The sequence below is a fragment of the Methylocystis iwaonis genome (assembly GCF_027925385.1).
GTDB classification, from domain to species: Bacteria; Pseudomonadota; Alphaproteobacteria; order Rhizobiales; family Beijerinckiaceae; genus Methylocystis; species Methylocystis iwaonis.
The window spans coordinates 37,343-49,485 of sequence record NZ_AP027144.1 but is presented as its reverse complement, the minus strand read 5'-3'; the positions used below and the strand labels follow the sequence as shown (position 1 = coordinate 49,485).

Annotated in this window: 11 protein-coding genes; 9 read left to right on the top strand and 2 right to left on the bottom strand. The window is 59.6% G+C overall.

What is annotated here, in order from left to right; all coding sequences use genetic code 11:
- Positions 1–670: 670 nt before the first annotated feature.
- The 5 genes from QMG84_RS19485 (at position 671) to QMG84_RS19465 (ending at position 4,348) form a co-directional block, all read left to right on the top strand.
- Positions 671–1,009: a single-stranded DNA-binding protein gene (locus QMG84_RS19485; protein WP_281932664.1), complete on the top strand. Its 339-nt coding sequence runs from the start codon at positions 671–673 to the stop codon at positions 1,007–1,009.
- A 75-nt stretch (positions 1,010–1,084) separates the two neighbouring features.
- Entirely contained in the window at positions 1,085–3,055 is a 1,971-nt protein-coding gene (locus QMG84_RS19480; protein ID WP_281932663.1) for a ParB/RepB/Spo0J family partition protein, read from the top strand.
- Between the two features lie 60 nt (positions 3,056–3,115).
- Positions 3,116–3,568, top strand: a complete 453-nt coding sequence (locus QMG84_RS19475) for a hypothetical protein (RefSeq protein ID WP_281932662.1) — start codon at positions 3,116–3,118, stop codon at positions 3,566–3,568.
- Positions 3,569–3,698: 130 nt separating this feature from the next.
- The gene (locus QMG84_RS19470) at positions 3,699–3,950 is read left to right on the top strand and encodes a type II toxin-antitoxin system VapB family antitoxin (RefSeq protein WP_281932661.1); all 252 of its coding nucleotides are present in this window, start codon (positions 3,699–3,701) and stop codon (positions 3,948–3,950) included.
- Positions 3,947–4,348, top strand: a complete 402-nt coding sequence (locus tag QMG84_RS19465) for a type II toxin-antitoxin system VapC family toxin (protein WP_281932660.1) — start codon at positions 3,947–3,949, stop codon at positions 4,346–4,348. Before QMG84_RS19470 ends, QMG84_RS19465 begins: the two co-directional genes overlap by 4 nt.
- Positions 4,349–4,417: 69 nt before the next feature.
- Here the strand turns inward: QMG84_RS19465 and QMG84_RS19460 are convergent, their stop codons facing one another.
- Both QMG84_RS19460 and QMG84_RS19455 read right to left on the bottom strand, forming a co-directional pair.
- Complete coding sequence (locus tag QMG84_RS19460) at positions 4,418–4,828, bottom strand: hypothetical protein (RefSeq protein WP_281932659.1); 411 nt, start codon at positions 4,826–4,828, stop codon at positions 4,418–4,420.
- 48 nt (positions 4,829–4,876) lie between these two features.
- Positions 4,877–5,623, bottom strand: coding sequence for a nucleotide-binding protein (locus QMG84_RS19455; protein WP_281932658.1), 747 nt, complete (start codon positions 5,621–5,623; stop codon positions 4,877–4,879).
- A gap of 1,294 nt (positions 5,624–6,917) precedes the next feature.
- On the opposite strand from QMG84_RS19455, the gene QMG84_RS19450 reads away from it, so the two are divergent.
- The 4 genes from QMG84_RS19450 to papA all read left to right on the top strand — a co-directional run bounded on the left by QMG84_RS19450 (position 6,918) and on the right by papA (position 12,140).
- Complete coding sequence (locus QMG84_RS19450; protein ID WP_281932657.1) at positions 6,918–7,316, top strand: plasmid mobilization protein; 399 nt, start codon at positions 6,918–6,920, stop codon at positions 7,314–7,316.
- A gap of 428 nt (positions 7,317–7,744) precedes the next feature.
- Positions 7,745–10,384: an LPD7 domain-containing protein gene (locus tag QMG84_RS19445; RefSeq protein WP_281932656.1), complete on the top strand. Its 2,640-nt coding sequence runs from the start codon at positions 7,745–7,747 to the stop codon at positions 10,382–10,384.
- 360 nt (positions 10,385–10,744) lie between these two features.
- Complete coding sequence (gene papB / locus QMG84_RS19440) at positions 10,745–11,881, top strand: PapB family radical SAM/SPASM ranthipeptide maturase (protein WP_281932655.1); 1,137 nt, start codon at positions 10,745–10,747, stop codon at positions 11,879–11,881.
- 4 nt (positions 11,882–11,885) lie between these two features.
- Positions 11,886–12,140 carry a freyrasin family ranthipeptide gene (papA, locus tag QMG84_RS21500; RefSeq protein WP_350356532.1) on the top strand — a complete coding sequence of 85 codons (255 nt, stop codon included), beginning with the start codon at positions 11,886–11,888 and terminating at the stop codon, positions 12,138–12,140.
- Positions 12,141–12,143 lie beyond the last annotated feature (3 nt).

Here is a 12,143-nt window from a genome sequence, read left to right as displayed (position 1 = left end):
TAAGGCACGCAATATTCGATGCTTTGCCAATTACCCGACGCCACGCACATAAACACCTTACAACCAAAGGAAGCGTCCTGCGCAGAAGCAGGGGACGACAGCCCGACCAATCCCACAAGAAAACTGCAGACATAATATCTTTTAAGCATCTTTCGCATCGTGGCCTCCTTCGCCATCGACAAACACTATATCAGCTTTTATCCGCTCGCCAACGGTTTGGCGCGCCCTCCGGGCCGGGCTCTACTCGCGCCGTCGGCGCTCCCGGAGCCCCCTGCGGGTCTCCGCCCTTCGGGTAACGATCCCATCGCGCAAGCATTCTAAGCGGCGTGCGCCCTCGGCGCACATATTTTTTCGTTCTCGTCTCGACCCGTCAGCATAACGCCGTACTCGCGCGGTCAAGCGCGTAAACGCACTGCGTCGCAAGCGACGCCCCTTGCGGGTGACTCGCGCTGCGCGCGGCGTTGACGCCGAAGGCGTCGGGACGAGGAACGTCTGCTTTTCGCCACGCCTGCGGCGCGTCGAACAAGGAACATCCGAGCGCGGAACACAAATAAAAACAAAAGGAAAAATCACATTGGCCGCATTTTTTACATTGACGATGGAATAGAGTGACCCTATATTGAGGGACGTAACGAGGCAATGAGACATCTTTCAAAAATGGAGAGAGAAAATGCGTTCTACTAACCTTTTTATCGTTCGTGGTCACACCGGCGCAGAACCGCGAACCGTTGGCAAGGTCGTCAAATTATCCGTCGCAACGAACCGCTCTTGGAAAGACTCTCGCGGCGAGCGTCGCGAAGAAACAGATTGGGTTACGCTGACTTTTCTCAATGAGAAAATAGCCAATTTCGTCGTCGCCAACGTCAAGAAAGGCGACCCCATTTACGCCGAGTGTCGGATTGCCGAAGGCTCTTACAGCAAGGACGGCGTGAAGCATTACACGACCGACATAATCGTGAACAATTTCGACCTCCTCTCACCCAAGGCGAGCGACGACGAACAGTCGTAACGATCAACACAGCGGGCGTCACCGGGCGCTCGCTTGCTCCCCGCAAGCATTCATTGGACCTTTGGAGAGAGAGCCATGACGACCAAGAATCAGTCCGAATCGACCAAGGAACCTGTCTCGGCGATCCGGCTCAGCCAGCTTCGCGCCGACCCCGAGAACGTGCGCCGCTATGAGAGCGACGCAGGAATTGAAGGACTCGCCGCCACCATCCAGACCATGGGCCTCTTGCAGAATCTCACCGTCCGCCGCCCGCGCCCCGGCGAGAAGGCCCCCAAAAACTGCTACTTCGTCACGGCTGGAAATCGCCGGCTCAAGGCGCTCAATCTCCTTAAATCGAAGAAGGCGAGCGTTGATGGCGTTCCTGTTACCGCTGACTTTCTCGTTCGCGTCCGCGAGATTGACGAGACCGCCGCCAGCGCCACCGAAGTCTCGCTGATCGAGAATACCTCGCGGGAGAATATGCACCCCGCCGATGCAATCGAAGCATACGGCCGCCTCGCACGAGAAGAAGGCTTGACGCCGGAAGCCATTGCCGACCGTCACGGCGTTTCTCATATGACCGTCCGTCGCCGCCTCAAGCTCGCGAACGTGTCGCCGAACCTATTGGCCGAGCTTCGCAAGGACGCCATTACGCTTGAGCAGCTTCAAGCGCTTGCGCTTACCGATGACCACGCGGCTCAAGAGGCCGCATGGTTCGACGCGCAAGAGTGGCAGCGCGACCCCGACGAGCTGCGCGCCGCCCTGAGTCCCGAAGCCGCGCTGGCCAGCGATAAAATGGCGCGTTTCGTGACCGTCGAAGTCTATGAGCAGCTGGGCGGCGTCGTGCTACGTGACCTCTTTGATGACGACGAAAGCCGCATCCGCCTCACCGATCGCACCTTGCTTCATCGCCTTGCCGCCGCAAAGCTGGAACAGGAAGCCGAGGCCATGCGCGGCGAGGGTTGGAAGTGGGTGGAGACCGCGACAGAGTATAATTACCACAGCGGCGGATTGAGCCGTATCTATCCCAAAGAGACGGACCCTTCGCCCGAAGACGCGAAGCGGATCGACGTCATCGACGCCCGCTTGCAAGAAATCGAAATCGACGCTGAGAGCATCGAGGACGACGCCGCGGAAAACAGGCTTTTCAAAGAACGCGACGACCTCGAAGACGAGCGCGCGGCGATCATGGACCGATACACCGCCTACGACTCGGCCGAAATGGCGACGGCGGGCGTCATCGTTACAATCGACTACAGCGGCGCGCTCCGGATCGAGCGGGGCGTTGTGAAACCGGGCGACCGGAAAGAGGCCGCCCGCCTTGCCAATGGCTCGACTGGCGCCGCCGCCGACGAAGCGCCCGCCGCCAATCTGACCGACGCTCTCGTTTTCGACCTTACGACGACCCGCAGCGCCGCGCTCGCCTGTGAACTCGCGAAACGCCCCGACGTCGCGCTCGCCGCCTTGGTTCACAATCTCGCTCTCGACGCCTTCTACCACCAGTCCTACGCTTCCTCGCTTGGCTTGCGGGCGGGCGTGCCCGTCCGCACCCTCAAAGCCGACGACCCGGCCAACGCCAAACCGTTCGAGACGCTCGACGCCCTCGCCGCCGACTGGCGGGCGAAGCTCCCAAGCCGCGCCGCTGACCTTTGGGCGTGGTGTCTCGACGCGAAGCCGCAGGAGCTTTCAAATCTCATGGCCTACCTTCTCGCCGCACAGATCGACGCGGCCAAGCGGCCTTACACGGATCAGATCGCCCAAGCGATCGACTTCGACATGGCCGATTATTGGCGGCCGTCAAAGGACTTCGGCAAGCGCGTTTCCAAAAAATACATGGCCGACGCTCTGCGCGAGGCGGGCCGCGAGGAATGGGAAGCCAAGAACATCCTCGACGTTCAAAAGGCCGACGCCGTTTCTCTCTTCGTTGAGAAAATGAAAGATGCGCGCTGGCTTCCCGGCCCGCTCAAAACGACGCTGGCGCCAGCCAATGACATCGAGGGCGACGACGAGGCAGAAGCGGATGACGAACGCGCCAACGACGAGCCCTTTCCGCTCGCGGCCGAGTGACCCCCGATAGGGGCTGCAACGACAGCCCCTTTCCCTCCCGTCATCCGAGGACCACGAACCATGAGCACCATTGCAGCCTATTTGCTCGACCCTAGCGCCGCGACAATCCGGCCCGTGCAGATCGAGCCCGCGACCATCTTCGATACAGCCCGATTCTTCGTCGGCGCCGATTACCTGGCGCTCCATCAGATCGACAAGCGGCACACCGCCTATGTTGACGACGATGGCCTGACTAAGCCCGTCACCGGCATGTTCACCGTCGCCGGGCGCGAAGGTACGCCCGTCGCCGGCCGCGCGCTGATCCTCGGAAATGACTCCACAGGCGACGCCGCCCGCTCTCCTTTCCTTACGATCGAGGCCGTCGCGCGGATCTTGATGGTACATCGACCGATCATCATCCCGCGTTTGGTCAGTATGGAGGAGACCCACCCCGGCCTGAAAATCCTATCTACCCGCGTCGGCACGCTCACGCTGGATTTGCAGCGCGTCCATCCGGCGATTTGCAAGGATTAGCGAACTGGGCGCCGGCCATTTCTCCCCGCCGCCGGCCCGCCGCGAACGTTGTTCTCTCTCCGCGATGCGGGCGGCCTGCTTATAGCTGATTTACGGTATCCGTATATCTTTAGCGAGGTATCCGCCCCTCATGGCCTACAGCATCAAAGACCCCGAGACCGACGAAATCATTCGACGCCTCGCAAAGGCAAAGCGCAAGCCCATTGTCGACGCGATCCGCGAAGCCTGCCTTAACGAGCTCGAACGCGAACGCGCCAAAATCCCGCTTTGGGAAAGGTTGCAACCGCTCATCGCGCGCGTGGCGGCGCATCCGGTTCGAGAGTCGCAAACGCATCAGACCGACAAAGAATTTTTCGACGCCATGTGGGCCGACAAAAAATGATGATCGACGCATCAGCTTTTCTCGCAATCCTTTTGGCCGAGGAAAACGGTCCCGACATCGCGCAGCGGATCGCGGCCGCTAAGGCGCCATACACGTCGCCGCTCGCGGTCTACGAGACGGCCGCCCGCCTCATGAACGTCCGCCAGATGGCAGCCGCAGACGCCGAGACCATCATCCGCGCCTTGCTGGACGAGGCAGGCATCAGAGTCATTCACATTACTGACAGTATGACCACCGCCGCCCTTCGGGCCTTCGAACAATATGGCGGTAGCCGCCACCCGGCAGGCCTCAACCTTGGAGATTGCTATGCGTACGCCTGTGCGAAAGCCTACCGCGCGTCTTTGATCTACACGGGCGCCGACTTCGCGCAGACAGACTTGTGCGTCACGCCGAAATAATGGCGGGCCGATAGGCCCGCCGATCAATAAAGCAAGCCCGCGTGAGCGGGCTTTCCGTCTCTCCTACCTTCACAACCGCGCGCCGATGAATATTCCGATCCCGAGAAGCCCGGCGCCGGCGAACATGCCGACCACGAGCCACTGAGTCATTTGTCGGCGCGCCGTGTCGCGCGCCACATCGCGCGCGACACTAGCCACCGCCTTCGCCAAATCCGCCTTAGCCGATTCCGCGCTCGCACGAATGACGCGATCCGAAACCTTCTTTACATCGTCAAGAATTTCCGAGGCCGCCTGTCCGATTGCTTTCGGATATTGCAGGTAAAGGCTCTCGTAGTATTGCAGCGCAAGCACGATCAGCCATAGGGCGTCGCTTTCGTACAGGCCCAAGGTTTGCTGCATGTGGCGGAGCTGCTCCCGCTCCCGCGAGGTCGCCGCCCGCCGAAACAGCTTTTCGAAATTCGATACAACCTCTTCGTCCATTTCACGTTGCCCCGCGTTCGACGGCTTCCCCCGTATGTAGAAGCAGCCTCACGACTCCGCGCTCGCCTCACTCGCCTTCGGCCGTGCGCTTCTCGCCTTCACGGTTTCCGGCTCGCTTAAGAGATCGTCGAACAGCGCCGCGACGAGACGGCGCCAGCGGCCTAGTTCAGCTCGGTTCCCGATTGGCATTTCCTTCGACGCAGCCTCGATGCTCAGTCGCTTCGAATAGAGATCGTCGGCAACCCGATCCGCCAGCTCGGGGAACAGGCGTGACTTGCCTTTCAGATCGTTTTCGATTGCCGCTTTGATCTTTGACGAATTGTAAAGCTCGAACTTGGCCTCATCCCCAAAATAGCCGTTCATCAGCACGTTCAGCTTTGTACTCTGGATAGCCATCTGATAATCGGCCAGCAATTCCAGACTGTCCCGCTGGCGATTGATGACCCAAAACGTCATCAGCTCCCGGCCCAATTCGGCCAGAGTATCGTTTAGCGTCGCGCCGAATTTCGAAACGCCCCTATTATTCCGGGCCGCCGTGTTGACCACCACGACATGGCCTTTTTTTTGGTCGCAGACATTGACGAGCGATACCCAACCGCTCGCCTCATCGAGATCAATAATCTGACTTTCAACCACCCCTTGCAGCGCCTTGTGAACGTCGGGGTTGCTGTTATCCGTTTCGACCAGAAGAACCTTCTTGTCCCTCTGTAGCAGATAATCGACCAGCGATAGCGACACCATCGACTTTCCGACACCGCCCTTTGAACCACCCACGATATAGATTCGCTCAGACATGCGACCTCCTAAATCTCAAGACGATCCGGCTTCACAGAAAACCCTTGCGGCTCCCGCGCTGCCGCATTCGATTTCCCCTTGTCCCCTTTTACTGCGGTCTTCGATCCTCCCGTCTGGCTTCTGCGCTCCGCACCAGAGCCCGCCTTAGACGCCGACCCCGCCGCGCCGCTCACTCCCCTTGCAGTCGATTTCCCCACCGGCATTAGTTTCCAGAGCTGCGCAGGCGTGATCTTCAAACCTACCTCAGTGAGAGACTCGCAAATTTCCTTCGTTGTGTAGCCCTTCTTCCGAAGGGCTTCGATTTGCGGCTCCAAAAACTTCACAGCATTCGCCCGTGATAGCTCTCTCCGACCTCCGGCGTCAGGGAGAGCCTCTAGCTTTTCCGCCATCTTCGTCAGGTCATCAGCCTGATAGGTCTCTCGCCGTCCGCTTCCCGTTTGACGCCCGTCATCCCGCTCCACCATCGCAATCGCCCTCCTTCCTTACGGCCTATGCCCAAGCCGCCTTCGAGCTTTTCGACAGACAGACAACGCGCCTTCTTGTGCCTCAGAGGCAGACTCGATTAGCTCGACCAGCGCGCCTAGACTTCCCGCTGAAATTCGCAATTGAGTGCCATGAGACAGACGATGAGCGTTGAAAGCCGTCGCAGAAACTCCCCTTAAGATTCCTGCAATACCAACATTGTTTGGAAGTTGTGAGCACAAGGATGGCGGAGCAATTCCCCCGCTACCCGGCACTAGGAGAGACATCGTTCTAGCCATACGACAACCGGTTATCAGACCATTAACGCCTTTCGTCATCGCAATAAGTCCCTGTCATCGTTCGACGGCAATCAAATCGGAATGGCAGTCTAATACATATAGAGAGGCATTAGAAGCGCAAGCACTGTCCTACAGGCCGCCGCGTAAGTGGCACATGGTTGGTTTATCGGCTTGTCAATGAACAGCTCATCCTAGCGCCTCATAGCTGCCCATCTATCGCATTGAAATGAGCTCGCATATCAACAATGCTATCCTAACATCATCACAACACATGGCCACGAACCACCGTCATACGTCGCATGGACCGGCCAAAATGTTCGTGTCCGCGCCCTGTTGAGTTCCATTCCGAATGCTTGCGTGCGCCTCCCGGAGTTTCATTCGAAGCGGAAATGGAATTGACGAGTTAGTGTAGGTTAGTTTAGACAAGGCAGGAAAGCGCTTTTGTATTACAAAAGCGCGGTGTGCCCTCGCCGGGCGGGCTTGCGTCGCGTCCGGCAGTCCCTAGCGGGACCGGACGCGAAACGGAGACCCGGATGGATCAAGGCGCGAAGCGGCCGAAAACCGCCCTCCTTCAGGTGCGCCTCACGGCGGAAGAGCACGACGCGTTCAAGGGGTTTTGTGCACAGGTGAACCTCTCGCCGAGCGAGGTCATGCGACGCTTTGTGAGGCAGGCCGTCTTTATGGGGCCGACGTTCGAAGGCGACGCCCGCGCAGAAATCGTTGCACTCACCCGACAGCTTCGCGCCCTTGGCACAAATCTCAATCAGGCCGTCCGGCACATGAACGCTGGACACGTCATCGGAAGCGACGATGTGGCGGAATGGCTTGCCACCGCGCGCGGGCTCATCATGGAACTGACCGCCCTTTATCGCTCCCTCTGCGCCCGGTCGCAGGAACGCGCCGCGCGCGCCATCTCGCGGACGGCGGAATGACTGGCGGGCTTCCTCTGTCGGACATTGGACTGGGCTTGGGCGAAATGCAGGCCGAGCTGGAGAGGTTGAGAGCGCGGCGTCGCGGGAGCGACTTCGCGAGCGCTGCGGCGTTCGCTGGCGCGGCCCCGTCGTTCGAGATTGGCGACGCCGGCCAACCGGCGCGGGCACCGCGACCCGAGAAGCAAACTCCGAGCGTCACGCGGGCGGCGCCCTCGCCCTTCACAACGGAGACGCCAGACCGTGCGCCCACCGCGCCGGCATCCCAAGATACGCGCCAGATCGAAGACGAAGGGCTGCGTAAACGGCGGCGCCGAGGTGGGGGAGGTGGCGGAGGCGACGCAGCGCCCGCCGTTCGGTCGAAGCCAGTAGCGCCGACTGCCAAGGCCCGCCCCGCCGCTTCGCAGGGGCCGGAGCGGTCCTCTGTTGTTGTGAAATCCGCGCTCGCAGGAGGATCACAGGCCGCCGTCGTCAAACTCGCAAGTTTCGGCGCCGGCCGGGCGCGGGCTCATGCGTTGATGAGCTACCAGACCGACAAAGGGGAACTCGCCGCCGAGCGTCACGACGGGATAATCCTCAAAGGGGCCGAGGACATTTCCGCCCTCGCCTCCGAATGGGGCGCGGAGTCCAGCGGGCGCGAGCCGTCGAAAGACTCGCTCGCTTTCACAGCCGCTTTCGACGAGCCGTTGACGAATGAGACCATTCGCGAGTCTCTTCATGAGGCGCTGCGCGGCCATGTCTTCGCATGGCGCGCGGAGACTCGCGGCGACCAGACCCATGTTCATGTTGTCGCGCTTGCGGCCGGATCGCAGCGCAACGAGAACGGCAAGGCCGATCGCTTTTATCCCAACAAGAAATCTACCGAGGGGCTATACGACCGCATCGAGACCGCCTTTGACCGCGACGCGAAGATTGAAGTCCAAGGCTGGGCGCATGGCATTGAAGGAGCAACCCGACAGCTCGCCCGACTAACTCGGGCCGGGGAGCTGGACGCGGAGACCTCCAGCAAGCAGGACTTAAAAGAAGAAGCCTTCCAGCGCTACGAGCGGCGTTCCGGCAAATCACCGAGCGACAACTTCAATCCCAATCTCGAGATGGCAACATCCTGGCGCCGCCAGATGCGCTCGAACGAGCCACGCGATTTCGCCCATGTCGTTTTCAGCGCCAAGCCCAGCACGGACAAGGACGCCTTCCTCGACGCTACGCGCGCGACGCTCGCGAAAGAGTTTGCCGGTCATGAATACATCTTCGTTCTGCACACGAACCGGGAGCACATTCACGTTCACGCCGCCATCCGCATGGAGAACGAGCGCGGCGAGCGGCTCCACCCGAACATTGTCGACTTCCGCCGTTGGCGCGAGACCCTCGCCGAAGAGGCGCGAGAGCGACAAATCCCCATGGAGGCAACCAGCCGCTTCGATGAAGCGAATGTACCGGCCTACAAGCTCAAGGACATTCGCATGGTCGAGCGTGGAACTGCCCCGGAGTCGGTCCGGCGCCGCGTGGAAGCCGTGAAGGAGCGGGCCATCCACCGCCCCACCCGAGACGAAGGCCGCGCCCACGCGAGCCGCGTGGCGCGCGAATGGGGCGCCGTCAATCAGAGCCTCGCCGCTACGGCTGCCATGCCGCCTTTGCGCGAGGGCGCGTTGCGCCTCTACCGGGCAGAGCCAAAGAACGCACCCGCGCACGCGACCGTAATGTTCACAGCCGACCGCGCCGCCGCCGAAACCCTCGCCGCCCACAATGGCGGGCAGCTCGTCTACCTCGACGTTTCGCGCGAGCGACTTGCAGAGGTAAAACGCGCAAATATAAATCCTGATACGATGTTTGCCGTTCCGGCGCGCGTTGCCGCCGAACGACAGCCTATCCCGCACGCCGATCTACATCGGCTCAAGCAGCGTGCGGAGCGAGCCGTCAGCCACATGGAAAGCCGAACGATCAAAGACGGAGGCCAGATGAGAACCGCAGAAACGATGACCTACGCCCTCGACGATATGCGCAAGCGCCTCGACAATATCAGCTCCATGGTTGAGCCCGACAAAAAGCAAGCCTTCGAGGAACAACGCACCACCATCCTCGACGCTGCTCAAAAGGCGATCGAGGCCCAGAAGCGGCTTGAAGCCAAGCCCGTCGAAATGGCCGGCGACAAGTACGTCCAGCCCGCGCCGATCGAGACAACGCCGCAGATTACCCACGAGCGCAAAGGTAGTGAAATCCACTACAGCCGCCATGACGACACTGGCCAGCGCGTCGCCCTCGCCTTCGTGGACAAGGGAAAGCAGCTCGACGTCAACGATTGGAACCACAAAGAGACGGTGCTTGCCGCTCTGCGCGTCGCTGCTTCGAAGTGGGAAACAATCAACATCACCGGCAACGAAAAATACAAAGAGACCGTTGTTCAGCTCGCCGCCGAGCACGGATTCAAAATCACAAATCCCGAGCTTCAAGACCGTATCGAGAAGGCCCGCGCCGACATCGAGGCACAACGCCCCGCGATGCGCGAAGGCATGAAGGAAAAGGAACCCGCCAAAGAGACCGCGCCCGCCTCGGCCGAGTCCCAGGGCAAGCCAGCCGAGGCCAAACAGACCTCCGCCGTCCAGACGCCGGCCGACGCGCCCACCGGCGCAGCCAACCAGAATGCGCCGAAAGAAAAAGAGCGCGAGTCTGAGACCGCCCCCGTGCGCGCCGACGAAAAAGGCCCCGGCCGCACGGACGCCGAGCGCGTCATCGCCCTGGACCAGGTGCGCGAGCGACTCGATCAGGAGGCGAAACGCGAAACCCAAGAGGCTCGCCAGGCCACGGAGTCGCACAAACCCAACCCCGTCGCGTCGTCCGAAGCCGCCGCCGCCCGTGACGCCGATCGCGCCGCCGACGAAAATCCTCGCAGGGAAATTCCCGCCAACCCCAACGCGACAGAGAGAGTTCGCGAGCTCCGCGCAGAACAGTCCAAGGTTCTAACCGAAGACCAACAAGCGAAGGACAAGCAGGCGCAACAGGACCGCGCAAATCTCGAACGCGAGAAACAGCGTGAGACCGAGCGCCAAAGCGAGAAACCACGCCACCGCGAGTAATTGCGCTGAAAGCAGAAAAGCCGGGCGTCGCCCGGCTTATTTGTTTTAGAGCCACTGGCGGTTTTCGACTACCGCAGCCACCGCCCTACGGTACGACGAGATTATTTCTCGCCCCACATCCAATCCAAACCGCGGTTTGCCGCCTTCAACAAGGCCGGGTAGTGGGTCAGTTTGAATTTCCCCTTTTGACCCGAAGCGGACGTTCGAGGTCTCAGCTCACCTTGATTGTCAACAGGCGGGGAAGCGACCTAAGCCAATTCGGACGCAAGCCGGGGCGGAGAAAGTCGCCTGTTCCAAATGTTGTTACGGAAGAGCGCAAATGATAGGTTTCGTCGAGCCTCTGTAGGGGGACGTCTTGAAATGAACAGCCTGCCCTCTATCAAGGCCTTGTCACTTCAGATAACTGACGCGTGCAACCTCGCGTGCTCCTATTGCTACTTTCGAGAGAAGGAGCCGATAGGTATCAGTGACCGTATCACCTCAAAAGCCCTCGACATCCTCGAGAACAACGACGACGACGAAGGTAATTGGCATATCAATTTGTTTGGCGGCGAACCGACTTTGTTCCCGGGTTCAATAGTCCGCCTCGCTGAGGAAGCTACGGAACGCGGCCGTCGAAAAGGGCGGTGTGTCTCGTTTTCCATGACAACAAACGGCACTCGGTTTGATGGTCGAATGCTCGACATCTGTCAGCGTTACAAGATCAGCACGCTGTTGAGTCTAGACGGTGGTCAGATGGCTCACGACAAACATCGCCTGCACCACAATGGGAAGGGATCGTTTGCCGATATTTACGACAATCTGGACCGCCTCAAACGGGCACCAAATTTCAAGGCCAGAGTCACAGTTGGTGTCGACAATGTGCCGATCCTCTTTAACAGCATCAAAGAGATTGTTGATCTGGGAATCACGCGGATAGCGATGAGCATTGTAGCTGAGGACAACTGGACGGAGGACGTATTCCGCACTTTCGAGGACCAGTGGCTCAAGGTCGCCGCACTATACTTACATTGCCGAATGAATGGGATCGACCTCGCGATCAAGGGACTCTACCAAGATCCAGTGAAAGATCTGGAGGCAGCCTGCGCCTCTTCCGGAAAATTCGGGTGCGGTGCTGCCACCACGTTTGTTTTCGTGGACGCGCTTGGCGACATATACCCGTGTCACCGGTACCCGGGATACTTCAAGAAAAGCGACTCTGTGAAGATAGGAAATGTCTTCCGAGGCATCGATCAAGCTCGTCGGTCGTATTTCATCGAGGCGAATCGGAGGACGGCAAAGCAGGGATGCGGTTCCTTCTTGAGCAGTTCGGTCGTGCAAAGCCCGTGGTGTTCGAGATGCGCCATTCAGGGATCCTGCGGGGGATCATGCATGGCAATCAATCACAACGCCAACGGTGATCCGACAAAGCCGCCAAGTGCGCCGGGTCATATTCAACGCATAATGCTGATGGTTGCAGAGTCCGTCGCGAGTACGGACCTGATGCTAGCGAGGTAGGAAAATGGCACAGAAGACAGACCCGGGATCGCTTCCCAATATCGAGGAAATCCTGAAATCTCTCCAGAAACAACACGGATACAACATTACCTTCTCAAAAAAATTCATCGAAAAGTGGGAGGAGATCAAAGCTCATGGGGTAGACAATGTTCAGAAGTACGGCTGCTTCATAAACGATGCGTGCATAGCGTGTGACACCTGCGATCTGTGCGACAAATGTGACACGCTGGATTGGTGCGTGACTAGCGATACTCAATGAGAG

Excerpts from the sequence above, each read along its gene's own strand:
- QMG84_RS19485 (WP_281932664.1), top strand. The coding sequence starts at position 671 with ATGCGTTCTACTAACCTTTTTATCGTTCGTGGTCACACCGGCGCAGAA.
- QMG84_RS19480 (WP_281932663.1), top strand. The coding sequence starts at position 1,085 with ATGACGACCAAGAATCAGTCCGAATCGACCAAGGAACCTGTCTCGGCG.
- QMG84_RS19475 (WP_281932662.1), top strand. The coding sequence starts at position 3,116 with ATGAGCACCATTGCAGCCTATTTGCTCGACCCTAGCGCCGCGACAATC.
- QMG84_RS19470 (WP_281932661.1), top strand. The coding sequence starts at position 3,699 with ATGGCCTACAGCATCAAAGACCCCGAGACCGACGAAATCATTCGACGC.
- QMG84_RS19465 (WP_281932660.1), top strand. The coding sequence starts at position 3,947 with ATGATGATCGACGCATCAGCTTTTCTCGCAATCCTTTTGGCCGAGGAA.
- QMG84_RS19460 (WP_281932659.1), bottom strand. The coding sequence starts at position 4,828 with ATGGACGAAGAGGTTGTATCGAATTTCGAAAAGCTGTTTCGGCGGGCG.
- QMG84_RS19455 (WP_281932658.1), bottom strand. The coding sequence starts at position 5,623 with ATGTCTGAGCGAATCTATATCGTGGGTGGTTCAAAGGGCGGTGTCGGA.
- QMG84_RS19450 (WP_281932657.1), top strand. The coding sequence starts at position 6,918 with ATGGATCAAGGCGCGAAGCGGCCGAAAACCGCCCTCCTTCAGGTGCGC.
- papB (WP_281932655.1), top strand. The coding sequence starts at position 10,745 with ATGAACAGCCTGCCCTCTATCAAGGCCTTGTCACTTCAGATAACTGAC.
- papA (WP_350356532.1), top strand. The coding sequence starts at position 11,886 with ATGGCACAGAAGACAGACCCGGGATCGCTTCCCAATATCGAGGAAATC.